Below are 25,009 nucleotides of genomic sequence, written 5' to 3'. Positions count from 1 at the left end.
TAATCCGTTCTTTGAAGTCTTTTCAAGCCCGCAGGCAATCTGGCCGCTTTTATTCAGCGGCCAGTGGCTGCCGGATCATTTCCTTCATGAATGGAACCAATTCTTCCGCAAGAGCAGGATCGTCCATTCCGAATGCGATGTTAGCTGACAGAAAGCCCGGTTTACTGCCGCAATCGTAGCTTCGGCCTTCGAACTTGAGCGATGCAAAGGACTGATTTTTCATCATGGAGAGCATACTGTCAGTCAGCTGAATCTCGCCGCCAGCGCCTTTGGTCTGGTTTGACAAAAGTTCAAAAATTTCGGGTTGTAGAATATATCTGCCAGTTATCATCAGGTTTGAAGGTGCGGTACCCGGTGCAGGTTTTTCAACCATATTCGAAATCTTGCTGGCATTGTCGTTGATCTTTTCGGCAAGCTCGACAATCCCATATTGATGGGTCTGATCTTCCGGAACTTCCTCAACAGCGATCACATTGCCGCCTGTCTGGTCGTACAGATCAACCATCTGTCTGAGGCAACTGACCTGGGATTTGATAATCACATCTGGTAGCAGGATCGCAAATGGTTCATCGCCAATAATATCTCGGGCACACCATATCGCGTGCCCAAGACCAAGGGGCGCTTGCTGGCGGGTGAAACTTGTGGAACCAGGCTCAGGCCGGTGTTTCTCCAACAGGTCGAGCGCAGCATCCTTGTTCCTGGATCGGAGGGTGTCCTCAAGCTCGTATGCCATGTCGAAGTGATCCTCGATGACATGCTTGTTGCGCCCGGTCACAAAAACAATGTGCTCAATTCCAGCCGCTCTTGCTTCATCGACAACGTATTGGATGATTGGCCGGTCAACAATTGTGAGCATTTCCTTCGGCACGGCCTTGGTGGCCGGCAGAAATCTTGTCCCGAGACCGGCGACAGGGAGCACGGCCTTGCGAATTGGCTTCTTCATTTTTGCCTTCCAATGCTTTGCGTCAGCTGCTTTTGAAACGATGAGGCCTCTGTGCGGCCCCATTGTTCAAACTACGGATCTAAAATCGCTAACAAAGGGTTATCTTCTGAATGTCGATCTTTGCAGGAACGAGAATATGACCGCGCGAAACATTTGTCGATTTCATTTTTGTGCAACGCAATATTTTTACCGGTTGTAGATTTGATCTCAAGCTTGGAAAGGGCGGGATCAGCGGGTGCCTATTCCGCCGGATCTTCCAAGACTTGGCTGGTGCGGACCGTGGTTGCAGCCGATGCAAAAGAAGGTTATGCAATGCCGGAATCCTGTCCGCAGCCAAAGTTGTATGAGACATGCGCGATCCGCGCCGTCTTGTGCTGAAAAGTGGTGATTGATGTCCGAGCCTAATCGTGAAGTATCTGTTGGAAACGTAACGTTCAGCAATTCAGCCCCGTTCAGTCTGATTGCCGGGCCGTGCGCTATGGAAAGCCGTGCTCATGCATTGGAATGCGCCGAGGCAATCAAAGACATTGCCGACCGCCTCGGCATCGGGTTGGTCTATAAGAGTTCCTTTGACAAAGCCAACAGGACCTCACTCTCAGGTGGAAGAGGTGTCGGATTGAGCGAAGCTCTCCCAATCTTTGCAGAGGTCAAGGAGAAGTTCGGGCTTCCCGTCATCACTGACGTTCATGCTGCCGAGCAATGCGCTCCCGTCGCCGAAGTGATCGACGTGCTTCAGATCCCGGCGTTCCTCTGCCGGCAAACAGATTTGCTGGTTGCCGCAGCAAAGACAGGTAAGGTCATCAACGTTAAGAAGGGACAATTTCTTGCACCCTGGGACATGAAAAACGTTCTGGCCAAGGTCACAGGATCCGGCAATCCGAATGTTCTCTTGACTGAACGGGGCGCCAGTTTCGGATACAACACTCTCGTAACCGACATGAGAGCTCTGCCAATCATGGCGCAGACAGGGGCTCCGGTCGTGTTCGACGCCACTCATTCCGTGCAGCAACCAGGCGGGCAGGGAGCATCCACAGGTGGCGACAGGACAATGGTTCCTGTTCTTGCTCGTGCGGCAGTTGCCGTTGGTGTCGGCGGTTTGTTTATTGAGACACATCCAGATCCAGACAAAGCACCATCAGACGGACCGAATATGGTACCGCTCAACAAGTTGGAAGCTTTGTTGAAACAGCTGCAGGCACTTGATGCCGTCGTGAAGTCACCGGCTGTTGCAGCCGAATAGTGTTTGGGCCGCGCCGAAAAGTGCGGCCTTTGTCTTTTTGGAGCTTTGCTCCGACCCCTAAGCCTTTCTACAGGCTATCAGCAGTGCCGGTTCCAACACCTGGCTCGGTATTAATTCAAGTCCATCCCGACGAGGAGCTCTATCCATGACCGCCATTATCGATGTTGTCGGCCGTCAGATCTTTGACAGCCGTGGCAACCCAACCGTAGAAGTTGATGTCTTCCTTGAAGACGGTTCTTTTGGCCGCGCAGCTGTGCCGTCCGGAGCCTCGACAGGCGCTCACGAAGCGGTGGAACTGCGAGACGGCGGAAGCCGTTTCATGGGAAAGGGCGTTCAAAAGGCGGTTGATGCAGTCAACGGTGAGATCTTTGAAACGATCGGTGGCCTGGAAGCAGAAGACCAGCTTCAGATCGATCAGGCCATGATCGACCTTGACGGGACACCGAACAAGGCGCGTCTTGGTGCAAATGCCATCCTCGGAGTGTCATTGGCGACGGCGCGCGCTGCTGCTCAAGCGTCGGGCCTGCCGCTTTATCGGTACGTTGGCGGTACGTCTGCTCGCACTTTGCCTGTACCGATGATGAACATCATCAATGGCGGCGCACATGCCGACAATCCAATCGATTTCCAGGAATTCATGATCATGCCGGTCGGCGCTGAAAGTCTCAGCGACGCAGTGCGCATGGGTTCGGAAATTTTCCACACACTGAAAAAAGCCCTTAACGCTGCCGGCCACAACACAAATGTCGGTGACGAAGGAGGCTTTGCTCCAAATCTGGAATCGACAGACGCTGCAATCGGCTTCGTCATGAAGGCAATTGAAACTGCCGGGTACAAGCCAGGCGATGATGTCTATCTCGCCCTAGACGCAGCCTCGACAGAGTTTTTCAAGGATGGAAAATACGTCTTGGAAGGTGAGGGCAAGACTCTCGCCCCCGAAGAAATGGCCAAATATCTCGATGATCTCGTGTCTCGTTATCCGATCATCTCAATTGAAGACGGTTTGGCTGAAGATGACTGGGAAGGCTGGAAGGCGACGACAGATCTCGCCGGAAACAAGTGCCAGCTCGTGGGCGACGATCTTTTCGTGACCAACTCGGAGCGTTTGCGCAAAGGCATCGACATGGGTGTTGCGAATTCGATCCTGATCAAGGTCAATCAGATCGGAACCTTGTCTGAGACGCTTGATGCGGTCGAGACAGCACACAAGGCGGCCTACACTGCGGTCATGTCACACCGGTCTGGTGAAACAGAAGATTCGACCATCGCAGACTTGGCTGTGGCAACGAATTGCGGCCAGATCAAAACGGGCTCACTGGCTCGTTCTGACCGGTTGGCAAAATACAATCAGCTCATCCGTATCGAAGAAGAACTTGGTCTTCAGGCGCAATACGCAGGTCGTTCGATCCTGCGCGGCTAAAACTGTTGTGAACAGCATAAAACAAAAGCCCCGCAGCATCGCGGGGCTTTTTTACGTCCAGCCGTAGCGTAGGTCAGTTTACGGATTCAGTTTCCGGAAACGTGCGTGTTTCCTCCGCATGTTTCAACGCTGCGGCAATGGTTTCAGCCTTTTCTGCACCAGCCAATACAAACCGGCCATCAATGATGAAACACGGCACCCCTGTAATCCCGGATTCTTGCGCCTTGCCTATTTGAGCAATGGTCTTGTCCAGATCGGAATCCGTTTCAAAAAGCTGCTCGACCAGGTCGGATTCCATGCCTGCCTCGTCTGAAATCCTGACGAGCGTCTCCGATTTCGTCAGGTCTTCTCCATCAAGGAAATAGGCTTTGAAAAGCCGCTCGACCACCTCGTCCTGAAGGTCATCTGCTCGAGACCACAGAATGAGACGGTGACAATCCAGTGTATTCGGCGACAGCTTGATGGCATCAAATGCGAAGTCAATTCCTTCCTCAAGTCCAGCAGCCTTGATCTGGCTGTAAAAAGCATTTGCCTGGTCCAAACCGCCAAATTTGTCGCTAAGGTATTTTTGCCGGTCTTTTCCTGTCTTGGGAAGCGTGGCGTCGAGTTGAAACGGATGCCAGCGAACCAATACATCGAGATCCGGAACGGATCTGATCGCTGCCTCCAACCGTCTCTTGCCGATATAGCACCAGGGGCACATGACATCGGAGACCACATCGACGGTCAAAGGGGCAACATCGGTCATTCATCCATCCAACATGAGTGTCGTTCAACAAAGGCTAACGCCTGAAACGGATATGCCAACCCCAATTTCGGGGCAATCTTGTGGCAATCAAGGTTCAAAGAACAGTATGACTCAAGATCGAGTTAATGCGTTTTTGAAGCCTTTCAGTCCCTGCCTCGTTTTTCAGGACCGCCACCGGGCCGAAATCCCTCACCAGACAAACCAAATCCTCGTCCCGGCTCGTGGCGTCAGCAACCGATAGCAGGGTTGCATTGATCTCTTCGAGATTGAAATCACTGGATACGGTCAAACCGAAATTTTCAGGCTGAAGCCTCATTTCCCATAGATCGAGACCTCGAACGGCCAATGCGTTGCTGCAGGATTCAAGATAGTTTGTGTAATACTCAACACCGAGGCCGCCGTGATTGACCTGTTGCCGCAACCAGACATGACTTTCAGCAAGCACCCGATCGGCAAGCCGGCGCCGTTTTCCGAACCGGATGGCAGCTTTCAGTCTCCGACTCAGCGTTTCCTTTCGGTTTTCTCCGGCGAGCACATCAGAGGCACCGTTCCGAAACAGTAGCACAAAATCCTCTTCACGTTCGCAAACCGCCAAGACAGGCAAACCGGCAAACCGGGCATCTCTTCGAATTTGCTGCATATAGTCAATCGCATCATCAAAGGGAGCGTCTACAACAACCGCGTCAAAGGCGCGTTGAGACATGAATTCTACCGCCATATTGCCGTCAAAGGCTCCGACAACTTCAACCTTGTCGTCACTGGCGTCCTGCCATTCCAGAAAACGGCCGCTGAGACCTACCACCATAAGGCTGCTCGTTCCGCTGTGGTGCGGAGCGGTTCCAAACCCCGGAATACGGCCAAAAACCCTTCTTCGCAGCTGAGCCTCCTCAGACCGCAAGATTGCGCGCTGATGAATGCAGATCAACATAATCAACACGTCATCCGGCACAACCCGATCAATAATTGCAGTTGCCGGCAGATCATCGGGCAATACATCTTCACTGCCGGTCAGAACGTAAAAGGGAACTTCACACGGCAATTTGGAGATCTCGTTTAAAAGCCAGCTGAAAAACGGATCCCGTTCGGCTTCCTCAAGTTCAGAAATGTCGACTACGATGGCGGCCGGAAGTGCTGTCGGCAGGGTATTGCCGCGCGCAAACATGTCATGAAGGGAAACATCCAGATCTTCAGGATCGTCCCCGACATTGGTTCGCCTTGGACGTCGCCCCGCATACCAATAGGGACCACGCCAGGAAAGCGAAGTTTCAACGTCCATTCCCACTCCCTATGCCACAGCAGCCGGCAGCCGCTGCGTCCGCATTGTCAGCCGGTCCCTGCAAAGCGTTCCATCGGCATTTCGAGGCAAAGACTGCAAGATCAGTACACGATGGGGTATTTTGGCAAGGTCGACGCCTTCCGCATCAAGATATGCAAAAAAGGCACCCGCATCGGGCACGTTGCCCGGTTCTGGCACAAGGGCCGCATACATTCTCGCGCCAAGAATTCCATCCTCAACGACGAAAGCGGCTGCTTCCCTGATGCCTGGATACCTTGAATAGATAACATCGATCGTCTCGAGATTTCCGGTTCCAAGCGCATACTGGCCCGGAATGCCAAAACCTGAGATGCCTCCATCGGTCAATTCGACCTTGATATTGGTATTCAGATAGCCGGTTCCTTCCCAACGCACGCGTCGCTGTTCGCTGTTGATCGTGCGCCAACCTATTTCGGGAACCATCGCCCCTTTCACCAAAAGCGTGGGTGTCTGATCTTCCACTTCGTCATTGACTGAGACTTCCAGGAGGGCTGGCCCGCTTTCGCACCCGTTCGGCCCGCTATACTTTCCCAGCGCAGTCGCCTTCATTTTGGCAGAAGGCCCCCGGGCCTTGGCAACAAGTGCAAACTCATCTGCAACATGAAGGTCGACTAGCCTGCGACGCGCCACGAACGTAGTCGGATGCGGTGCGGCTATGTTCCAGGCTGCGAGTACCGACGTGTTGTTGTTTTCAAGCTTCCGGTCCAAAGTTTGCGCAAGTGGACCAGGTGTCATGACAACATCCGCACCAACGTCATTCGCATGAGCGGCAAGGTTTGCCAGTGATGTCGGGTGATGCAAATGCAGTGTTCCACCGGTCTGCAGCCAGGGAACCAGACCGCCACCAAGTCCCGTCAATCCGCTGAGCGAATAGGGCACCAGGATGTTGCTTTCTTCCTTGATATGGGCTTCGTGGACAACCATCTGGCCTGCGGCCATCCAATGGTTGTGGCATCTGCTCACCGGAACATTTTCCTCGCCGCTACGGCTCCAGCAGATCGTGGCGGTATGGTCGGCCGGATCCGGACGTTCGCTGGACGAGAATTCCAGATCGTCTGCCATATCACGAAGCAACGGCCCGAGTTCAATCAGTCCATCGGGAACGTCTTTGCCAAGCCCGAATACAAAGCGCAGTGAAAAGAGGTCGGCGGCAACATCTCGCGCGGCGACGCCAACATCTCTGGTCTCCACACGGTCAGCCGCAATAAAGCCTTTCGCGCCAATTGAATTCAACGCCTCAAGTACATTCTTTTGGCGCCAATGCAGAGGCAATGGGGAAACGATGAGGTCAGCTCTGAGCGCTGCCAGAAGAGCAATCACCGTATCGACCGTATTAGGTGCCTGAACGCCGATGACATGGTCGGAGGACAGTCCGACTGTGCTGTAGAAAGCTGCCAGTCGGTCTATTTCACGATCGGCCTCCGCATAAGTCAGCGATCTGGGCCCACCGCCTGTCCAGTCTGCCCGATCTGGTGCATCCACAAGGGCAAGTCTGTCAGGGTGTTCTGAGGCAGTCTTTTTCAGGAGTTCGTCAAGCGGCACATCGGACCAGGCTCCGCTTTCATGGTACTCCTTTGCAAGGCTTTCTTGAGTGACTTTCATATTATCCTTCGTCCATAGGTCCGATCATTGAGCGGTGGCTGACCACCAAGTGTCGAATTCGTGTCCGTAAAGAGAGTGTGACTGCGGCGGGATGACTTTTTTCCAATGGGCAACCCAGTCGTCTGACACGTGATACAGCGGAACGGCATAAGCTCCTGAAATGAGCACACGATCGAAGGCCCGAACGGCGTCGACAAAATGCTCGCGGCTGCGTGCCCCGACGATTTCATCGATCAAAGCATCAATTGCCGGCTCCCGAGCGCCCACGAAATTAAAGGAACCTTCCTGGTCCGCCGCTTTTGAAGACCAGCGTCCATATTGTTCGGCACCTGGTGACAGCGACGCCCTCCAGGTGTTGAAAACCATATCGAACTCACGCTTGGTGCGGCGGTCTTCAAACTGTGCCGGATCAACACTTCGAACAGTTGCTTCAATGCCCAGAAGTTCCAATGTGCGGATGTAGGCGAGTGCAAGCTTTTCTTCGTCTTCGTTCTTTGCAAGGATCTCGAATGAAAGCGGCTTTCCGGTTTCCTTGTTCACGAGCTTCCGGTTTTCCAGGCTGTAACCAGCCTCGCCAAACGTTCCGAGCGCTTCACGCAGGACTTTCCTGTCACGACCTGAACCATCGGCATCTGCAGGCCTCCAAGTTCCAGCCATGACTTCCGGATCGACTGCGTCAGGGAAAGGCGCCAGCAATTCTTTTTCCCGGTCGCTTGCAGGCCGCCCGATAGAGGAAAGATCGGAATTGTCCCAATACCCGGCGGTTCGCTGATAAAGCCCGTAATAGAGGTTTTCGTTCACCCACTTGAAATCGAAGAGCATGCTGAGCGCTTTGCGAACGTTTTTGTCCTTAAACTGCTCACGCCTGGTGTTAAAGGCAATGCCTTGCATCTTGGCCGGGATACCGAATGCAATGGAAAGTTTTTCAACGTCACCGTTTTCGGCCGCAGGAAAGTCAAATCCGGTTGCCCACCGTGCCGGGTCCCGGAATTGAAGCGCATTCACAAGGCCTTTCTTGAAGGCTTCCTGAAGTGTCGTTTCATCCCGGAAGTACTCAACGCGGATTTCATCGAAATTGTCGAAACCGGCCTTAACGGGCAGATCCTTTGCCCAGTAGTCTGGGTTCTTTTCATAGACAACCAATCGACCGGCTTCGATCGTCTTGAAGGTATAGGGGCCGGACCCGATCGGCGGGTTGAGCGAGGACTTGTCAAAATTCTCGACATCTGTGTGTTTTTTAGAGAAGATTGGCGCCAGAGCAATGAGCAGCGGCAATTCGCGATTGTCTCCATTTTCAAACACGAGCTTCAGCCGGTTAGGCGCAGTGACCTGCTTTTCCTTGATGGCTGCGTACCAGTTGCGATAGGGCGGCCGTCCCTTTTCTTCAATGACCTCGAGGGAAAAGATAATGTCATCAACGGTCAAAGGTGTACCGTCGGAGAACTTGGCATCCGGGTTCAACTCAAACTCGATCCATTCCCGGCTGTCGGGCATGCGAACGCGCTGCGCCACGAGCCCATAGAGTGAAAATGGTTCCGCATAGGAGCGAACGAGAAGGCTCTCCAGGATGTTGTTGCCGAATTGGCGTTCGCGCATGCCTCTGGCGGAGGTCCAGCCGCCTTGAACAATGAACGAATTCATGCTGTCGAAGGTTCCCTGAACGCCAAGCGTTATTGAGCCGCCCTTGGGAGCATCTGGATTGGCGTAGGGAAACGGTTCATCCGGTCCAAGGGCAGGGGATCCGTGCATGGATATGCCATGAACCCACGGCACGTCTTTATCATCGGCAAAAGCTGTTGAGCCCGAAAATGGCACCGCCGAAAGGGAAAGCGCAAGCGCAGCCCCAAGGACACCGTTCTTCAGAAGTGAATGCACAGCACTATCAATAAAACGCATGACAACCGCCCGAGATACCGTTGATTCTCACCCTTTAGCCTAACACAAGGATTGTTGAGACGCGCCCGGCGCAAGAAATAAACACCAAGATATTCAGATTTGAATCCAGGACAGGGCCTACGTTGCAAATCGGCCACCCTCTTGCCCTAATTAAGTGCGTTACCATGTTTTCACGGATCAAATGTTCTATCGGGTCTTGCGGTTACATCCGGAATGGCTCAGAACAACGCGAAAGTTTCGCACACGCACGATTGAGGACGTTTCGATGAAGAGTGTTTTGAAAAGAGGATTGTTTGGATGCGCTGCAGGAGCGTTCCTGGCTGTGTCTTCTTTTGCAGGTGCTCCCGCAATCGCCCAGGAAGAAAATAGCCCTTGGACGAAGGCGTGTAACACCAATCCGAAGACGCAGAAGGAAATCTGCTTCATCTCGATTGAACTGCGCACCAACACAGGCCAATTCCTGAGCAACATTGCTATTCAGGAAACGGAAGGTGAAGCACGCAAGAAGCTGCTTGTCGCAGTTCCGACCGGTGTTCTAATCCAGCCAGGCTTGCGCATTCAAATTGACGACAGCAAGCCGGTGCAAGGCAAATACAGCATCTGTGCACCCAATGCCTGCTATGCTGAACTTGCCATTGATGACACATTCATCAACGCGATGAAGCAGGGCGGCGAAATGCGGGTTGCACCATACAACCAGCAGGCCAAGGAAATCGTCTTCAAGATGACGCTGATCGGATTCACCAAAGTTTATGACGGTGACCCAATGAACATTGCAGAATTGCAAGAGCGTCAGGAAGAACTTCAAAGCGAATTGCAAAAGCGCGCTGACGAAGCCCGTCAGAAGCTGATCGACGCTCAAAAGGCCAGCGAATAGTCGCAAGTACTAGTTTCTGCACCAATGCAAAAAAGGCCGGAACAATCGTTCCGGCCTTTTTTGTTGTCATTTCAAAATGACTTAAATCTGTTTAATGGATCTCGACACTTCGCGGCAAATAGGAACCGTCGGTCTGTTCCTCAAAAATCTCTTCCACCTGCGGATGCCGCACGGGCTCACCAGTCATGTCCGGCTCAAGATTTTGTTCGCTCACATAAGCGACGTATTCAGTTTCTTCGTTTTCTGCAAGCAGGTGATAAAATGGCTGGTCACGTTGCGGTCGCACATCCTCAGGAATGGCGTTCCACCATTCTTCCGTGTTGCTGAACGTTGGGTCGACATCGAAAATTACCCCCCTGAAGGGATAAATCCGGTGTCGAACGACCTGTCCAATTCTGAATTTTGCCGTCCGCATGGTTACTCGTCCGCCTACTGCATGCAATGCCGGGATACCGTGTCAGCAGCCTGCTTGCAAGCGTTGTCACATTAAACCTTAGACATCGAGCCTTGCGAAAGTCTAAAGGCCATAGATTTCAGCAAGCTCACTGTCCTTCGATGACACAAGTTTCGCCAAATCTACAATCACCTTTGCTTGTTTCCATGTGGCATCGTCTTGCATCTTACCATCGATCATAACCGCACCCGTGCCGTCAGGCATGGCGTCTAGAATTTTCTTCGCAAATGCGACCTCGGCCGGATCGGGAGAGAATACCTTCTTGGCAATATCAATCTGGGTCGGGTGAAGTGACCACGCGCCCAGACATCCCATCAGGAATGCATTTCGAAACTGGCTTTCACAAGCTTGAGCATCGGAGAAATCGCCGAAGGGTCCATAAAAGGGTTTCAAGCCATAAGACAGGCAGGCATCGACCATCTTGCCCACGGTGTAGTGCCAGAGGTCTTGCTGATAGGCTGTCCGTGCATTCCCCGTTTCATCAGGATCGGACAGAACCGCATAATCGGGATGCCCTCCGCCGACACGCGTTGTTTTCATGCCGCGTGAAGCCGCCAGATCTGCTGGCCCAAGGCTCATGCCATGCATTCTCGGACTGGCAGCGGCAATTGCCTCCACGTTTTTAACGCCTTCTGCTGTCTCCAGAATGGCGTGGATCATGATTGGCTTGTTAATTCCAGACTTGGCCTCAAGCTGTGCCAGCAGCTGGTCAAGGTAGTGGACGTCCCAGGGCCCCTCTACCTTGGGCAGCATGACGACATCGAGCTTGTCGCCCACGGCAGGAACGATTTCCAGGAGGTCATCCAGAAACCAGGGGCTGTTCAGGCAATTGACGCGTGTCCACAATCCCGTTGAACCGAAGTCGTTTTCTTTCGCGAGCTGTATGAAGCCGTTGCGGGCATCGGTTTTTGCGTCTGCCGGGATGGCATCTTCCAGGTTCCCAAGAACGACATCGACCTTCTTGATCAGGTCGGGCACTTTCGCACGCATTTTCTCAATATGGGGCGGGACGAAATGAATCATCCGCTCAAGAGTGACTGGCAATTCCCTGAACGGCGACGGTGCACCAATCGCAAGAGGTTGATAAAATGCGCTCGGGGTCTTCATGTGTCTGCATCCTCCACCAGTATGGCTGATAGCTATAGCGTCAATGCTGCGCTGCAACCATCCCCCGAAAGGCGAAAGGGCTCACCAACAAAATCAACCCGTATTGAGCTTGGCAACCGCGGCTTTGCGCGCCTGTTTTTGAGCAGAGGTCTTGCCGGGAGGGGCCCATTTCTTGTGGATCCACATCCATTGATCGGGGTATTCGCGTATCCATTCCTCAAAAACTGCGTGGATCTGTGCCGTCGCTGTCTCGATGTCTACCTGCCGGTTGTCGGTAATCGGGACATGAATGGCCCTGCCTTCGACACGAAAATGCACGCCACTCTTTCGGATAACTCTTCCAAGTACGATTGGAACATTGCAGGAGCGTGCAAGCGATGCTGGAACGGGGTTGGCATAAGCCAATTGTCCGAAAAACGGCACTTGTATGCCTCTCGTTTCCCGCAGATCCCCCATCATGGCGACCACGCCACCTGACTTGAGCGTTGCAAGTATCTTGCGAGCCGTTTGGTGACTCTTGGAAAGAAGGCCGCCTTTATAGAGATCCTGCCGGAGCGCCTGCAGCGCCTTGTCAGCCTCCGGATTGCGCAATGCCTGATAAATTCCGGTAATCGAAAGCCCATTTTGAACAGCCGGCTGGACACAAAGCTCCCAGTTAGCGCTGTGAAGCGAGACAAACAAACATGCCTTGCCGCCCTTCAGCAGCTCTTGTGTCTCTTCGTCAGCATCTGCTTCAAACCGTTTTTCTTTGCGCAATAGCCGATCGATATGAAAGGTTTCCGCCGCAACCCGACCAAGGTTTTCCCACATGCCTCGGACAGTTCTTTCGCGCTCTTCTGGCGCCATTTCAGGAAACGCTTTTTCCAGATGTCGAAGCGCACGCTTGTGCCTTGCATTCAAAGGCGCAAGCCGTCGCCAGAACGCACCCATAACGAAAGAAGCAACATCAACCGGAATGAGCCGAAACACCCAGATCGCGGCATGAAGGGCGATCCCTTCGACCCAATTCTGCATAGCTGTCAGTTTGGGATGATTGCGCTGTCTTTTCTTCCGTGACATTTCGGACAAGTGCTCTCGGTTTTTGCGCCTCTTTCCTTGGAAGAGGGCTTGTCCCAATCCGGTCCGCTTGAATGTGACCTTGCGATGTGGTTTCAGACCTGATTGGAATGCAGGACAACGTGTTGGCCCTTAAGTCACGCGTCCTAGCCAAGCCAGGCGCAAGATGCAAGCGCCTTCCGTTTATTGCCCGGTATGAACCGTCACAGTTTGTCGAAATCTGGAAGTTGAATGCAGGACGTCGTTACACTTGCCTTGCCGTTTTTCGGTCTGATTCTCCTTGGGTTCGGCGCAGGCAAGTTGCGCAACTTGCCCGAAGCAGGTTTGAGCTGGATGAACTTCTTCGTCGTCTATCTCGCCTTGCCGGCTTTGTTCTTTCGTCTTTTGTCAGAAACACCTTTTGAACAACTGGCAAACGTGTCTTTCGTTGCTGCCACAACATTTACAACATACATCGTCTTCGCAATCTCGTTCTGTATCGGCGTCTTGGCAACTCGCGGAAATATTGGCGAATCTACCATTCTCGGTATTGCCGGAGCGTACTCAAATGTCGGCTACATGGGTCCGGGCCTGACACTCGCAGTACTTGGTGAGCAGGCAACCGTACCTACTGCCTTGATCCTGGCATTCGACAATGCGCTGATGTTCATCTTGGCGCCGCTCCTGATGGCGCTCGCCGGCACCGAGAACGACAGTTTCCTGGGAACGTTGAAACAAATCGGCACGCGTATTTTCACCCATCCGTTCATTCTGGCGACGATTGCCGGCGTCATGGCCGCAGCGTTTGAATTTCGGCCCCCTCAGGCGGTTGACACACTGTTGAGATACCTCAGCAATGCTGCTGCTCCCTGCGCTTTGTTCGCTATGGGTGTGAGTATTGCGCTTCGGCCGGTCGGCAGAATTCCGCTCGAATTGCCGGTCGTTCTGGCCATAAAACTGGTTTTGCATCCGGTTCTTATTTTCTTGCTTTTGAGTTTTCTTGGCGGCTTCGACCCGAGTTGGGTGGCGACCGCCGTTCTCATGTCGTGTTTGCCGCCTGCAACAAATGTCTTTGTGATTGCGCAACAATACGGAACCTATGTTCAAAGGGCCTCGAGTTTCGTACTGATTGGAACCGCAATTTCCATTGTGACCGTCACCTTCTTCATCTGGGCGATTACGACGGGACTTTTGCCAACTTGAACAGCCTGGAAAACTTCAATGAGCAAAATGCAAGACAACCCGGATGTGCTTTCCGTCATAGATGGTTACTCAGATGAGGTGAGGGCTGCAATTCTCAAACTGAGAACTCTTATTGTAGAAACAGCAAATAGCAGCGACGCTGTCGGGACGCTTGAAGAAACGCTCAAATGGGGACAGCCCAGCTACCTGACAATTCGTCCAAAATCCGGAACAACGGTTCGTATCGACCGGGATACATCTGATGCAGGCGATTACGCGCTTTACGTCAACTGTCAGTCTTCACTTGTGTCGGAGTGGCGCGGCCTGTTTCCGGACATGACGTTCGGCGGAGATCGCAGTGTTCATTTTCGTCTGGATACCGCACTGCCGGAGGACGACGTTCGGCAGATGATCCTAATGGCACTCACTTACCATGCCAACAAGAACAAGCGAAAAACAGCTTTGTCGTGATCTGGTCGACTTCTGCTAACGGCCAAACCTGAAAGCAGATCCTGGCGCAAGTCCCTCGCGCATGAGCATTCGCCGAAATGGGCCGACACGTTCGGCCAGGTGCATACTTATGCTGCGTGCAGCCTGAACCGGCAGGAAATCGGTTAAAAGAGATCGGTTGAGCGCGTCAACGGCATTGGTACGCGAACGGATGTCGCTGGCACGCTTTGTATCATATGCCTTGAGTACGGCTTCGCGGCCTATGTCCTGATGTTTCATGCGCGCTGCCAGAAGGACACCGGAAAGGTCCAGGACATCCCGCAGTGACAGGTTTAGGCCCTGTGCACCGATCGGCGGGAAGACGTGCGCGGTTTCTCCGACAAGTGCCAGTCTGTCCTTGACCAAGGTCTGCGCAGTAAGTCCTGAAAGGGGAAAACTCTGTGGTTTCGACGCCAAGGACAAACGTCCCAGTATGGAGTGCGCGCGACGCTCCAACTCAAACTCCAACTCATGATCTTCAAGTGAAAGCAAGGCTTCTGCACCTTCTGCCGTTTCGACGCACACGAGCGACGATTGTCTGCCGGGCAGTGGGACAAGCGTGAACGGACCTGTTGGCGTGTGAAATTCAGTTGAAATGTGCTGATGCGGCAAACGATGCTCAAGGTTTAGAACCACGGCTACCTGAGGATAGGACCATCGGCGAACGGGGATCCCGGCTGTTTCTCTGAGTACGGAGTTTCGCCCGTCTGCAGCAACGACCAGACGCGCTTCGATGGTTTGACCGGACTTTGTGGTCAAAAGCGCAGTTTCATCGCCAAATTCGACCTGCGCTGCGCTGTCGTCCAGGTCGGCAACGTTGTTATGCGCGTCGCAGTGTTTCTCAAGTATCTTATTAAGTTCATGATTTAAGATATTGAAACCAAATACTTCCAAACCGAGTTCAGCGCTGTCAAACACGACTTCCGGCGCACGAATGAGACGACCTGTATCGTCAATCATGCGCATCTTCTTAAGCTCGCAAGCCGTGTTGGCGAGCTCGTCCCAGACACCGATCTCCTGCAACAGCTCGATAGACCTTTGCCAAAGAGCTGTTGTGCGCCCATCCTTTATTGTTGATCTGGGAGCTACGAGAACACAGGAAAATCCGTTTTGCGCCAGTGTCAGCGCTGCAATTCGTCCTGACGGTCCACCTCCGACGATCGCTATGTCATAGATCTGGGACAATTTTGCTTTCGGCATAATCCAGGCTCACTTGATAGGGATTGGCTTAAGATCGATCGCAGAAAGGAGAAATTCAACGAGACGAAGTTACGCAGCCTGTTTGATACCGCGAACCCTGCTTTTAAGCATATGTTGCCATAGTGAGCGAAATCAAACGCTTCGCATCGCAGTCCTGCTAACTAATCTGATCACACAGGTGCCAAATCAGCAGGCTTGTTCAATAGCAGGGTTATCGGATTGAAGGAATTGACAGTGCCATTGACCACGGCCAGCAATACTCAGATGGAAAGTGGATTTACGCGCGGCTGGCCATTGGTTCTGCTTTTCATCACGCTTTTGACGCTCTCCGGTTGGGCCTATCTTGTTGCGATGGTCGCCGACATGGTTCCTGTAATGGACATGACTGAAGCTGGTCCCGGCATGGGATTGCTGAACCAATTCAACCTGTTCAAGGGCCTGACTGCAGACGCAAGAGCTGCACTTGCGGTCCTATGTCTTCCAGCTGGCGCTACATTCGGAATGCCTGGCCCGGCAATGGCTGCTACTGACGTTTTGAAGATCTTCGTGATGTGGGCCATGATGGCATTCGCAATGATGCTGCCGAGCGCAATTCCCATGTTGCGGGCCTATCACCTCAAGTTGGGCCAAGATACAAACTTAAAGATCAATCCAGCCTCTGCCGTCATCAGTGCATCAATGGGCTATGTGCTTGTCTGGCTGGGCTATGCCGCGGTGGCAACGTCCGCCCAAGTGTTGCTTTTCAAGATAGGCGCGGTCAGCGACATGATGGCACCGGCAACGCTCGCACTGACAACAAGCGTCCTTTTTGCCGCGGGTCTTTACCAATTCACACCTGCCAAAAAAGCATGCCTCGCGCGTTGCTGGTATCCACGCTGGGTATTTGCTGAGACGAATACAGGAAACCGCGTTGCAACCGGCATGAAAGAAGGGGTCGTACAGGGCTGGGCATGTCTTGGCTGTTGCTGGGCGGTGATGACGGTTATGTTCGCGGTCGGACTTATGAACGTCATATGGATCGCATTGCTGGGTGCGGTCATGGCTCTGGAAAAGACATTCCCGAGCCGTATCTTTCCCAATCTTCTGGGTGTCTTCTTCCTGATGTGGGCAGGCTTCCTGACCACACTTATCCTCGTTGATGGCAATGCATTTTGAAACCGAAGCCTTTGATGACATCAAGATTGGCAAGGAAAGTGAGCTGGGGCTGTTTTTTCGGTTCACACTGTCATACGATTGCAATAAAGGTTTCCAACCGCTCCAGCGCAGTGACAGGTAATTCCAAAAATTGATCCAGTCCTACCGCTGTCAGCCTTATTCACCCTGGATTGGAGTGAGGACTTCGCGTGACGGACATTCCGACAGGTAAAGACAGAGCCGAACCGGCCCTGTTTCTGATTCATATCCTGACGGCGTCCGGTGCGCCCATTGCCCTTGTCGCGCTCTTGGCCGGAGCCCAGGGAAATTGGGCAGAAATGTTCGCCTGGCTAGGCTTGGCTTTCTTTATCGACGGAATCGACGGACCGCTCGCTCGCCGATTCAATATCGCTGAAAAGCTGCCCCGCTGGTCTGGCGCTTCCCTTGATTTTGTCATCGATTACGCGACTTACGTTTTTCTGCCCGCATTTGCGCTCTCCTGGAGCTTGATGTTGTCGCAGCCCTGGAACTGGATCTGCGGTGGATTGATCGTTTTCACGGGCGCGCTTTACTTCGCTGACAACGGAATGAAAACGCCGGATGGATCGTTCAAGGGATTCCCTGCTGGCTGGAACATGGTCATATTCGGCTTGATGGTTCTGTCGCCATCGGAAGGCTTCACCATTGGGTTCATCCTGCTTTGCTGTGCTTTGACGTTCGCGCCGGTCCGTTTCGTTCATCCGGTGCGGGTGCGACGCTGGCGTGTGCTGACGCTCCCGGTGACGCTCCTCTGGATGGGTCTGGCAGCGCTTGCCATTTTGGACGACATGACCTTGAACGCTCCCATGGCAATGCTTTTTACCGCTGCAAGCATTTACCTGTTCTTCGTTTCCGCAGTTCAGCAAGTGTTGGACCGGGTCGATTGAGCTATTCAGGATCGCGAATTCTCGATCTCTAATTCTTTGGTCCGATCACACATCTGACTGTCCAGCAAGGCGCTGGTTGGATGCAATGTGCCTAAGGTCTTTTCCGATACCAGCCCTGTCAGTAGAGTTCTTTCAAAGACAACCGCCGCAATGCCATCTGTGCAGACCGGCCAGAACGCTGAGGTTCTAAAATGGTTCAAGCGATTTGCATTCATGAAACGGGTGGCCCCGAAGTCATGCGGTGGGAACATGTCGAAGTCGGAGAACCCGGACCTGGCGAAGCACGCATCAGACAAACTGCAATCGGCCTGAACTTTATCGATACCTATTTCCGGTCTGGTCTTTATCCGTCTCCTGATGGAACACCGTTCAGTCCGGGGAATGAAGGCGCAGGGGTCGTTCAAAGCGTTGGCGAAGGCGTAAACCATCTCCGCCCAGGTGATCGTGTGGCCTATGTCGGCCCGATAGGCGCTTATGCGCAAGAAAGGGTGCTGCCCGCAGACAAACTGGTTGTCCTGCCGGAGGGTATCGATGAGAAGACAGCTGCCGGAATGATGCTCAAGGGTATGACGGCCCAGTACCTTCTGCGCCAGACTTTCAAGGTCGACAGCGACACAGTACTTCTTTTTCACGCCGCTGCAGGTGGGGTTGGTCTCATCGCAGGGCAGTGGGCCGCCCACCTTGGCGCAACCGTCATTGGAACCGCAGGGTCAGATGAAAAGATCGCACTGGCCAAAGATCATGGCTATCAGCACATGATCAACTACCGCACCGAGAATTTTGTCGAACGTGTTCAGGAGATCACAAATGGAAAGGGCTGTGATGTTGTCTACGATTCTGTCGGCAAAGACACGTATCCCGGATCTCTTGACTGTTTGAAGTCTCGCGGACTTTGGGTCAGCTTTGGACAGTCTTCCGGCCCGATAACGGATTTCAACCTTGGTTTACTGGCACAAAAGGGCTCGCTTTTCGCAACACGGCCAACGCTCTTCAACTACATTGCAACCCGGGATGCCCTGGAGGCGACGGCAGGTGAGCTTTTCGAGGTCGTTCAAAAAGGCATCGTCAAAATAAACGTCAACCAGGAATACCGGCTCGCCGACGCTGTCCAGGCCCATCAGGATCTGGAAGGCAGGAAAACCACCGGGACCACGGTTTTGGTCCCCTGAGGCGTATCGGCAATTATGCGATCGGTAAGGGCACAAGATCTATCAAGGAACCTATACAGTCCGGCAATGCGCTACTTCCTGGCGGTTGCTGAAGCTGGTTCAATCCGAGCTGCGTCCCGGGAACTCAATGTCGCGTCTTCGGCAGTCAACCGACAAGTGCTCTGGCTTGAAGAAGCGCTAGGATTGCAGTTGTTCGACCGGGTCGGTCGACGATTGAAACTGTCTCAAGCAGGCGAAGTTCTCCTGGCCCACATTCGTCGAACATATTCGGACTTTGAAGGCACAGTTGCCGAACTTGATGCCCTGAAAGGATTGAGACGGGGAACTGTTTCGATCGCCAGCGTTGAAAGCGTCGCTGAAAAACTGCTGCCCGCGCTGATCAGCAGTTTCCGAAAAAGCTATCCAGGAATTCACGTAAACGTATCCGTGTCGTCTTCTCATGAGGCCGCCAGGAAAGTCGAGGCTGCAGAAGCAGACGTCGGGTTCACGTTTGATCCACCGGAAACCTCTGCACTTTCAGTTGCGTTCCAGCACGATCTTGGAATCGGCGCTTTGATGACGCCGGATCATCCACTTGCAAAGTCAAAGTCGCTCAGTTTGCAGGAGTGCCTGAAATATCCAGTCGCATTGCCTGCACAGGGGCTCTCCCTTAGAACGCGTATAGATCTTGTCAGAAACAGGATACCCGGCGCTTCCAGAACTTACGTTGAAGCCAATTCGCTGCGTCTGATGCGTGCTCTTGCGCGAGAGGAGCAGGTAATAGGGTTCCAAACACTGATCGGTTGCGAAGATGATCTATCGTCAGGGGTTCTGGTATTCAAACCATTGTCGGACGCACCGCTTCAGGCCGATCGCCTTTGTGTGATAACCTCTTCCTTGCGCGCGCTTGCCTTGGCGCCCGGTATGTTCTTCGATCACTCTGTGCTCACACTGAAGGATCATTTGCCTACTATTGATGCCAAATAGGCATCATAAAGCTCTCAAATGAGCGCTTTGGTTCGGCAAATTTTTAAGGCACATTTTTCTTGAAGGATTTTGCGGCATTTCACCGCAGACAGGAGAGGTATAGATGGGGCGCCTGACCACGCATGTTCTGGACACAGCTCTTGGCAAGCCAGCAAAAGGTTTGAAAATTGAACTTTGGACAGCGGAAGACACACCCCGCCATATCTCGACGCACGAAACCAACAATGACGGGCGGGTCGACGGCCCAATTCTCGATGGCGCGGCCTTCAGGACTGGTTCTTATGAATTGCGGTTTCATGCAGGCGAATATCTGAAAGCTACGACCCAACAACTTTCCGAACCGCTCTTCCTTGACATTATTCCAATCCGATTTGGTATGGCAGAACCCGATGGCCACTACCATGTGCCGCTTCTTTTGTCGCCGTTCGGCTATTCGACCTATAGAGGAAGCTGAACCATGCGTGACACCATTCGCTTCTTGAAAGGTGGACAAGTCGTCGAACTTTCCAATGTCGGGCCGAGCGAGACACTTTTGGATTATCTACGTCTGCGGCGCATGGAAACCGGTACCAAAGAGGGTTGCGGAGAAGGGGATTGTGGTGCCTGTACCGTGGCTCTCGGTCGGCTGCAGGGTGGACGCATTGTCTACCAACCCGTCAACAGCTGTATTCAGCTGCTGGGAATGATCGACGGTGCGGAACTTGTTACCGTCGAAGACCTGATCGAAGACAAACGTTTGCATCCGGTCCAAAGAGCCATGGTCGACTTGCATGGATCGCAATGCGGCTTCTGTACGCCCGGTTTTATCATGACGCTCTTCACGCTCTACCATGCGGAGGGGGAGCACAAGTCGCGCAAAACTGTTACGGAATGGCTGGCAGGAAATCTATGCCGCTGTACTGGGTATCGACCGATCATCGACGCTGCCCTTGAAGCTTGTTTCGAGGCGGCGGACGATGCGTTTACCTGGCGGTCTAAGCAAACACGCGAAAGTCTCCAGATGCTTGCTGACAGCCGCGATGTTTTCTTGGGCGACAGCAACAAGTTTTTTTCATCGCCTGCAACGCTTGACGGGCTCGCCGCACTGTTCGGCCAGCATCCGGATGCAACGCTTGTGTCCGGTGCGACCGACGTCGGCCTTTGGATAACCAAGCAGCTGCGTGACCTGAAGAAAATGATCTGGCTTGGACGGATTGAAGGTCTCGATCGGGTCGAGGAAAGCCCTTCAGGCGTTCTGATTGGAGCAACAGCCACCTATCAGGCGACTGAAAGTGCGATGAACGCCCTTTCACCAAATCTTGCCGAGCTCTGGAGAAGAATTGGCTCCAAACAAGTGCGCGCCTCCGGCACCGTTGGTGGAAACATTGCAAATGGATCTCCGATCGGCGACACCCCGCCTGCCTTGATAGCGCTCGGAACCACGCTGGAACTTCACTCAGCGGAAGGCTCGCGGGCACTGCCGTTGGAAGATTTCTTCATCGACTACGGCAAGCAGGACCGGCGGCCTGGAGAATTTGTAACAGGTCTCTTCGTACCGCGCCTTTCGGCCAATCAGGCATTCCGTTGCTACAAGATTTCCAAAAGGTTCGATCAGGACATCTCTTCTGTCATGGGAGCATTCAGATTTACGGTTGCTCCGGATGCCACGATCATTGAAGCACGCGTCGCCTATGGCGGGATGGCGGGCACGCCCAAAAGAGCGTTTGAAACTGAAGCCGCTCTTGTGGGAGTTTCTCTTGAAGATCCGTCCACCTGGGGTACAGCAATGCAATCGCTATTGTCTGACTTTACGCCCCTGACCGACATGAGGGCCAGCTCTGAATATCGGATGGAGACCGCAAGAGCACTGCTGGCAAAGGCGCTCATGGAAGTCAGCGGCACTGCACCGGAAGACATTCGCGTTCTAGCAAGGCGGGAGGCTGGCCATGACCGCGCCGCTTGACCAGACCACCCATGAGCTGCCGCTGAAACAGGTTCGCAAGGCTTTACCGCATGACAGTGCCGAGAAGCACGTCTCAGGTACAGCCACTTATATCGACGACATGGCAGAACCTGTCGGAACGCTTCATGTCGTTCCGGGATGGGAAAGAAGAGCAACACGGGGCCGTATCCAGTCGATTGACCTGGAAGATGTTCGAAACGCACCCGGTGTTGTTGCCGTTTTGACGGCGGAGGATGTTCCTGGAACAAACGACTGCTCATCCGCATTTGGCGATGATCCCGTTCTCGCATCGGGTGAGGTCTTGTTCTTTGGGCAGGTCATTTTTGCCGTTGTGGCTGAAACACGGGAAGCTGCACGCAGAGCAGCACTTCTGGCCAAGATCGATATCTCGCCGATCACACCAATTCTGACGGTGGAAGATGCCGAAGACGCCGACACCACCGTCTTGCCGGACTATCAGTTTCGGAGAGGGTCCCCGGAAACAGGCATGACGGCGTCAACGTCGCTTCTGGACGGATCCATGCGCATTGGCGGCCAGGAACATTTCTATCTGGAAGGCCAGGTGGCGATGGCACAGCCACAAGAAGACGGTGGCATGCTGGTCTATTCATCCACGCAGCACCCGACCGAAATCCAGCACACGGTGGCCAAGGTTCTTGGCGTGCCGGATGCGCGTATCACCGCAGAGGTGCGCCGCATGGGTGGTGGCTTTGGTGGCAAGGAGTCTCAGGCCAACCAATGGGCGGCGCTCGCGTCAATCGCTGCTCAGATAACCGGAAAGTCCTGCAAGCTTCGGCTTGACCGGGACGACGACATGATCATGACCGGGAAACGACACGATTTCCGGGTTGATTGGAAAGTCGGGCATGATGGCACCGGTAAGATCCGGGCCGTTGAAATGGAGTTTTTGTCCCGCTGCGGCTATTCGGTCGACCTGTCGCTTGGTGTAAACGACCGCACACTGTTTCACGCGGATTCGAGCTACTTCTACCCCGACGCTCAGATCCGGTCACGCCGACTCCGCACAGACACATGCTCCAATACGGCTTTTCGCGGCTTCGGCGGTCCACAAGGCATGCTGGCAGCGGAGCGCATGATCGATGCCATCGCGATCAGTGTCGGAAAAGATCCCTTGGAAATTCGAAAGCTGAATTTCTACGACGGTGAGCAAAACTTGACGCCTTTTGGCATGCCGGTTGAAGAATACGAGGTCATGCATGATCTCATTGCGCAGCTGGAAGAAAGTTCCAGTTACTGGGATCGTCGGGAAGCGATTACGGCATTCAATGCAGAAAACGCGGTCCTAAAGAAGGGCCTGGCACTGACGCCCGTCAAATTCGGCATTTCATTTACGCTCAAGCACCTCAACCAAGCCGGAGCCTTGGTGCATCTGTATACCGACGGTTCAATCCATCTGAACCATGGTGGCACGGAAATGGGTCAGGGCCTTTATCAAAAGGTGGCTCAGGTAGTTGCCGAAGAATTTGGTGTCACTCTCGATAAGGTTCACATCACGGCAACCAACACATCCAAGGTTCCCAACACCGGTCCAACGGCAGCGTCATCGGGAACGGATCTCAATGCAATGGCTGCAAAACTGGCGGCCAAAGAAATCAGGAACCGGCTCACCACATTTCTGTGCGAACAACATCAGTGCGGTGAAGAGGCGATACATTTCGGAGACAACAAGGTTCTGATCGGCGAGCAAAGCTTTACATTGGCAGAGATCGCCAAGCAGGCACATATGGCGCGGATCCAGATGTCTCATGCGGGCTTTTATGCAACGCCCGGGATCACTTGGGACAGAGACAGCGCAACAGGCCGTCCATTCTACTATTTTGCCTTTGGTGGAGCATGTGCCGAAGTCACCATCGACACGATGACTGGTGAAATGACCGTGGACCGGGTCGATATTCTTCACGATGTCGGCCACTCTCTCAACCCGGCCATCGACCTTGGGCAGATTGAAGGTGGTTTCGTGCAGGGCATGGGATGGCTGACCACGGAGGAGCTGATCTGGGATGAGGCTGGTCGCCTTCGAACTCATGCACCATCCACCTACAAGATACCAACGGCTTCAGACATTCCAGAAGACTTTACAGTCAACCTCTATGAAGGGTCGGGCAATCCTCAGGCGACCGTATACCGTTCAAAAGCGGTTGGAGAACCGCCTGTAATGCTGGCAAATGCGGTTTTCTGTGCGATCACGGATGCGGTTGCCAGTCTCAATCCGGGAGAAGTGCCGACGCTCGATGCCCCCGCGACGCCGGAAGCGATCATGAAAGCCGTCCAGGACATGCGCCGGAGAAGGGCAACTTGATGAAAACCTGGGCACACATTGCCAGTTTGCTGAAAGAAGGCGATGCCTGTGCTCTCGTTACAGTGTCCCGTGTTGAAGGTTCCGCACCAAGGGAAGCAGGGGCAAGAATGGTTGTTGCTCCGAATATGAGGTTTTCAGGAACAATTGGTGGGGGCACACTCGAGTTCGAGACAATCCGCAATGCGGCCATGGCAGCTCGGGAAGGACTAGCCGTTTTCCGGCAGCAAAACGTTTCTCTAGGACCTGATCTGGGACAATGCTGCGGTGGCCGCGCACAGATCACGATTGAGGTTCTGACCAAAGAAAGCTTGAAATTGGCGGAAGAGCTTTCTTCACAAGAAGCCGTGCTCGGAACGTTTGCGACCTGCGCAACTCTGCATGACAAGATTGTTGGAGAACGGCGGATATCGAGCTCATCGCCTGAGTTTCCTTTTACCATTGAAACGGTCTCGGATGGCAGCCAGCAGCTTGTAGAGGTCTTTGGGCAGGCTCGACGTCCTGTTGTGCTCTTCGGCGCAGGCCACGTTGGAAAGGCTCTGGTGCTGGCGCTTGCACCGCTGCCCTTCGACGTTTCATGGATTGACAGCCGTCCGGATCAATTCCCGGGCGCTGTTCCGCCAAATGTCCGCAAAATCTCCATGACTGATCCGGCAATGGCACTGGAAAATGCCAAGGATGGTGCGTTTGTGCTGGCAATGACGTACTCGCACGCGCTTGATGAAGAGATCATGGCACGTGCCTTGCTTCATCAACGTTTCGGTTATTGCGGTGTTATCGGATCCAGAACCAAGAAAATGCGGTTTCAGAAAAGGCTAAAATCCAGAGGGATCGCCCCGACGCTGATTTCGCACATGGTTTGCCCGATAGGCAGCTCGACCATCAGGTCCAAAGCACCCGCTATCATCGCTGCCGGTATCGCCGCAGACCTTTTGGAACGGGATGAGGCACTTCATCAACAGGCCGGTGCAGGCGGGGGGCTTGCACAAAATATACCACATGGTCAATAAAGCGGCATTCGCCTGGGGGACAGCGTGTCAGATAACA

General features: G+C 53.5%; 22 protein-coding genes. 13 read left to right on the top strand and 9 right to left on the bottom strand.

Going from position 1 to position 25,009, the window contains the following annotated elements:
- Window positions 1-49: 49 nt before the first annotated feature.
- A complete protein-coding gene (gene galU / locus K1718_RS15390) occupies window positions 50-943 on the bottom strand; it encodes a UTP--glucose-1-phosphate uridylyltransferase GalU (RefSeq protein WP_152501758.1) in 894 nt (297 codons plus the stop codon).
- Between the two features lie 391 nt (window positions 944-1,334).
- On the opposite strand from galU, the gene kdsA reads away from it, so the two are divergent.
- Window positions 1,335-2,183, top strand: a complete 849-nt coding sequence (kdsA, locus tag K1718_RS15385; RefSeq protein ID WP_265681729.1) for a 3-deoxy-8-phosphooctulonate synthase — start codon at window positions 1,335-1,337, stop codon at window positions 2,181-2,183.
- Window positions 2,184-2,328: 145 nt separating this feature from the next.
- Entirely contained in the window at window positions 2,329-3,603 is a 1,275-nt protein-coding gene (gene eno, locus K1718_RS15380) for a phosphopyruvate hydratase (protein WP_152501756.1), read from the top strand.
- A 73-nt stretch (window positions 3,604-3,676) separates the two neighbouring features.
- Here the strand turns inward: eno and K1718_RS15375 are convergent, their stop codons facing one another.
- From K1718_RS15375 to K1718_RS15360, 4 genes are all read right to left on the bottom strand, one after another.
- The gene (locus K1718_RS15375) at window positions 3,677-4,351 is read right to left on the bottom strand and encodes a DsbA family oxidoreductase (RefSeq protein ID WP_152501755.1); all 675 of its coding nucleotides are present in this window, start codon (window positions 4,349-4,351) and stop codon (window positions 3,677-3,679) included.
- A 94-nt stretch (window positions 4,352-4,445) separates the two neighbouring features.
- A complete protein-coding gene (locus tag K1718_RS15370) occupies window positions 4,446-5,627 on the bottom strand; it encodes a PleD family two-component system response regulator (RefSeq protein ID WP_265681732.1) in 1,182 nt (393 codons plus the stop codon).
- 9 nt (window positions 5,628-5,636) lie between these two features.
- Window positions 5,637-7,268, bottom strand: a complete 1,632-nt coding sequence (locus K1718_RS15365; protein ID WP_265681733.1) for a class I adenylate-forming enzyme family protein — start codon at window positions 7,266-7,268, stop codon at window positions 5,637-5,639.
- Between the two features lie 24 nt (window positions 7,269-7,292).
- The gene (locus K1718_RS15360) at window positions 7,293-9,164 is read right to left on the bottom strand and encodes an extracellular solute-binding protein (RefSeq protein WP_265681735.1); all 1,872 of its coding nucleotides are present in this window, start codon (window positions 9,162-9,164) and stop codon (window positions 7,293-7,295) included.
- Between the two features lie 265 nt (window positions 9,165-9,429).
- Here K1718_RS15360 and K1718_RS15355 point away from each other — a divergent pair, with 265 nt between their 5' ends.
- Window positions 9,430-10,041, top strand: a complete 612-nt coding sequence (locus K1718_RS15355) for an invasion associated locus B family protein (RefSeq protein ID WP_152501752.1) — start codon at window positions 9,430-9,432, stop codon at window positions 10,039-10,041.
- 91 nt (window positions 10,042-10,132) lie between these two features.
- Here the strand turns inward: K1718_RS15355 and hspQ are convergent, their stop codons facing one another.
- The 3 genes from hspQ to K1718_RS15340 all read right to left on the bottom strand — a co-directional run bounded on the left by hspQ (window position 10,133) and on the right by K1718_RS15340 (window position 12,661).
- Window positions 10,133-10,456 (bottom strand): heat shock protein HspQ, encoded by a 324-nt coding sequence (gene hspQ, locus K1718_RS15350; protein WP_152501751.1) that lies wholly within the window; start codon window positions 10,454-10,456, stop codon window positions 10,133-10,135.
- 102 nt (window positions 10,457-10,558) lie between these two features.
- The gene (locus K1718_RS15345; protein WP_152501750.1) at window positions 10,559-11,602 is read right to left on the bottom strand and encodes an HpcH/HpaI aldolase/citrate lyase family protein; all 1,044 of its coding nucleotides are present in this window, start codon (window positions 11,600-11,602) and stop codon (window positions 10,559-10,561) included.
- A gap of 93 nt (window positions 11,603-11,695) precedes the next feature.
- The gene (locus K1718_RS15340) at window positions 11,696-12,661 is read right to left on the bottom strand and encodes a lysophospholipid acyltransferase family protein (protein WP_265681737.1); all 966 of its coding nucleotides are present in this window, start codon (window positions 12,659-12,661) and stop codon (window positions 11,696-11,698) included.
- A 228-nt stretch (window positions 12,662-12,889) separates the two neighbouring features.
- On the opposite strand from K1718_RS15340, the gene K1718_RS15335 reads away from it, so the two are divergent.
- Both K1718_RS15335 and K1718_RS15330 read left to right on the top strand, forming a co-directional pair.
- A complete protein-coding gene (locus K1718_RS15335) occupies window positions 12,890-13,840 on the top strand; it encodes an AEC family transporter (protein ID WP_152501748.1) in 951 nt (316 codons plus the stop codon).
- A gap of 18 nt (window positions 13,841-13,858) precedes the next feature.
- Window positions 13,859-14,290 (top strand): DUF1801 domain-containing protein, encoded by a 432-nt coding sequence (locus tag K1718_RS15330; protein ID WP_265681738.1) that lies wholly within the window; start codon window positions 13,859-13,861, stop codon window positions 14,288-14,290.
- A 15-nt stretch (window positions 14,291-14,305) separates the two neighbouring features.
- Here the strand turns inward: K1718_RS15330 and K1718_RS15325 are convergent, their stop codons facing one another.
- Window positions 14,306-15,508, bottom strand: coding sequence for a UbiH/UbiF family hydroxylase (locus K1718_RS15325; protein WP_265681740.1), 1,203 nt, complete (start codon window positions 15,506-15,508; stop codon window positions 14,306-14,308).
- A gap of 234 nt (window positions 15,509-15,742) precedes the next feature.
- Here K1718_RS15325 and K1718_RS15320 point away from each other — a divergent pair, with 234 nt between their 5' ends.
- The 8 genes from K1718_RS15320 to xdhC all read left to right on the top strand — a co-directional run bounded on the left by K1718_RS15320 (window position 15,743) and on the right by xdhC (window position 24,972).
- Window positions 15,743-16,663, top strand: coding sequence for a DUF2182 domain-containing protein (locus tag K1718_RS15320; RefSeq protein WP_265681742.1), 921 nt, complete (start codon window positions 15,743-15,745; stop codon window positions 16,661-16,663).
- 188 nt (window positions 16,664-16,851) lie between these two features.
- Window positions 16,852-17,568, top strand: coding sequence for a CDP-alcohol phosphatidyltransferase family protein (locus tag K1718_RS15315; protein ID WP_265681744.1), 717 nt, complete (start codon window positions 16,852-16,854; stop codon window positions 17,566-17,568).
- Between the two features lie 191 nt (window positions 17,569-17,759).
- A complete protein-coding gene (locus K1718_RS15310) occupies window positions 17,760-18,737 on the top strand; it encodes a quinone oxidoreductase family protein (RefSeq protein WP_265681745.1) in 978 nt (325 codons plus the stop codon).
- Window positions 18,738-18,803: 66 nt separating this feature from the next.
- Window positions 18,804-19,703 carry a LysR family transcriptional regulator gene (locus tag K1718_RS15305; RefSeq protein WP_209006577.1) on the top strand — a complete coding sequence of 300 codons (900 nt, stop codon included), beginning with the start codon at window positions 18,804-18,806 and terminating at the stop codon, window positions 19,701-19,703.
- Between the two features lie 103 nt (window positions 19,704-19,806).
- Window positions 19,807-20,157: a hydroxyisourate hydrolase gene (gene uraH / locus K1718_RS15300; RefSeq protein WP_265681746.1), complete on the top strand. Its 351-nt coding sequence runs from the start codon at window positions 19,807-19,809 to the stop codon at window positions 20,155-20,157.
- 3 nt (window positions 20,158-20,160) lie between these two features.
- Window positions 20,161-21,645, top strand: coding sequence for a xanthine dehydrogenase small subunit (gene xdhA / locus K1718_RS15295; protein WP_265681748.1), 1,485 nt, complete (start codon window positions 20,161-20,163; stop codon window positions 21,643-21,645).
- Entirely contained in the window at window positions 21,629-23,965 is a 2,337-nt protein-coding gene (gene xdhB, locus K1718_RS15290; RefSeq protein ID WP_265681750.1) for a xanthine dehydrogenase molybdopterin binding subunit, read from the top strand. The genes xdhA and xdhB overlap by 17 nt, the downstream gene beginning before the upstream one ends.
- Window positions 23,965-24,972 carry a xanthine dehydrogenase accessory protein XdhC gene (gene xdhC / locus K1718_RS15285; RefSeq protein WP_265681752.1) on the top strand — a complete coding sequence of 336 codons (1,008 nt, stop codon included), beginning with the start codon at window positions 23,965-23,967 and terminating at the stop codon, window positions 24,970-24,972. The genes xdhB and xdhC overlap by 1 nt, the downstream gene beginning before the upstream one ends.
- The last annotated feature ends 37 nt before the right edge of the window (window positions 24,973-25,009 follow it).

Origin of the sequence: Roseibium porphyridii (genome assembly GCF_026191725.2) — a bacterium.
Lineage (GTDB): Bacteria > Pseudomonadota > Alphaproteobacteria > Rhizobiales > Stappiaceae > Roseibium > Roseibium porphyridii.
Note: the sequence above shows the minus strand (reverse complement) of the source record. Positions and strands in the feature narration are given on the sequence as shown.

Coding starts and splice junctions, on each gene's coding strand:
- K1718_RS15355 (WP_152501752.1), top strand. CDS start 9,430: ATGAAGAGTGTTTTGAAAAGAGGATTGTTTGGATGCGCTGCAGGAGCG.
- K1718_RS15370 (WP_265681732.1), bottom strand. CDS start 5,627: ATGGACGTTGAAACTTCGCTTTCCTGGCGTGGTCCCTATTGGTATGCG.
- K1718_RS15335 (WP_152501748.1), top strand. CDS start 12,890: ATGCAGGACGTCGTTACACTTGCCTTGCCGTTTTTCGGTCTGATTCTC.
- hspQ (WP_152501751.1), bottom strand. CDS start 10,456: ATGCGGACGGCAAAATTCAGAATTGGACAGGTCGTTCGACACCGGATT.
- K1718_RS15345 (WP_152501750.1), bottom strand. CDS start 11,602: ATGAAGACCCCGAGCGCATTTTATCAACCTCTTGCGATTGGTGCACCG.
- K1718_RS15340 (WP_265681737.1), bottom strand. CDS start 12,661: ATGTCACGGAAGAAAAGACAGCGCAATCATCCCAAACTGACAGCTATG.
- xdhB (WP_265681750.1), top strand. CDS start 21,629: ATGACCGCGCCGCTTGACCAGACCACCCATGAGCTGCCGCTGAAACAG.
- K1718_RS15325 (WP_265681740.1), bottom strand. CDS start 15,508: ATGCCGAAAGCAAAATTGTCCCAGATCTATGACATAGCGATCGTCGGA.
- K1718_RS15365 (WP_265681733.1), bottom strand. CDS start 7,268: ATGAAAGTCACTCAAGAAAGCCTTGCAAAGGAGTACCATGAAAGCGGA.
- K1718_RS15310 (WP_265681745.1), top strand. CDS start 17,760: ATGGTTCAAGCGATTTGCATTCATGAAACGGGTGGCCCCGAAGTCATG.
- kdsA (WP_265681729.1), top strand. CDS start 1,335: ATGTCCGAGCCTAATCGTGAAGTATCTGTTGGAAACGTAACGTTCAGC.
- xdhC (WP_265681752.1), top strand. CDS start 23,965: ATGAAAACCTGGGCACACATTGCCAGTTTGCTGAAAGAAGGCGATGCC.
- K1718_RS15330 (WP_265681738.1), top strand. CDS start 13,859: ATGAGCAAAATGCAAGACAACCCGGATGTGCTTTCCGTCATAGATGGT.
- K1718_RS15305 (WP_209006577.1), top strand. CDS start 18,804: ATGCGCTACTTCCTGGCGGTTGCTGAAGCTGGTTCAATCCGAGCTGCG.
- xdhA (WP_265681748.1), top strand. CDS start 20,161: ATGCGTGACACCATTCGCTTCTTGAAAGGTGGACAAGTCGTCGAACTT.
- K1718_RS15360 (WP_265681735.1), bottom strand. CDS start 9,164: ATGCGTTTTATTGATAGTGCTGTGCATTCACTTCTGAAGAACGGTGTC.
- galU (WP_152501758.1), bottom strand. CDS start 943: ATGAAGAAGCCAATTCGCAAGGCCGTGCTCCCTGTCGCCGGTCTCGGG.
- K1718_RS15375 (WP_152501755.1), bottom strand. CDS start 4,351: ATGACCGATGTTGCCCCTTTGACCGTCGATGTGGTCTCCGATGTCATG.
- uraH (WP_265681746.1), top strand. CDS start 19,807: ATGGGGCGCCTGACCACGCATGTTCTGGACACAGCTCTTGGCAAGCCA.
- eno (WP_152501756.1), top strand. CDS start 2,329: ATGACCGCCATTATCGATGTTGTCGGCCGTCAGATCTTTGACAGCCGT.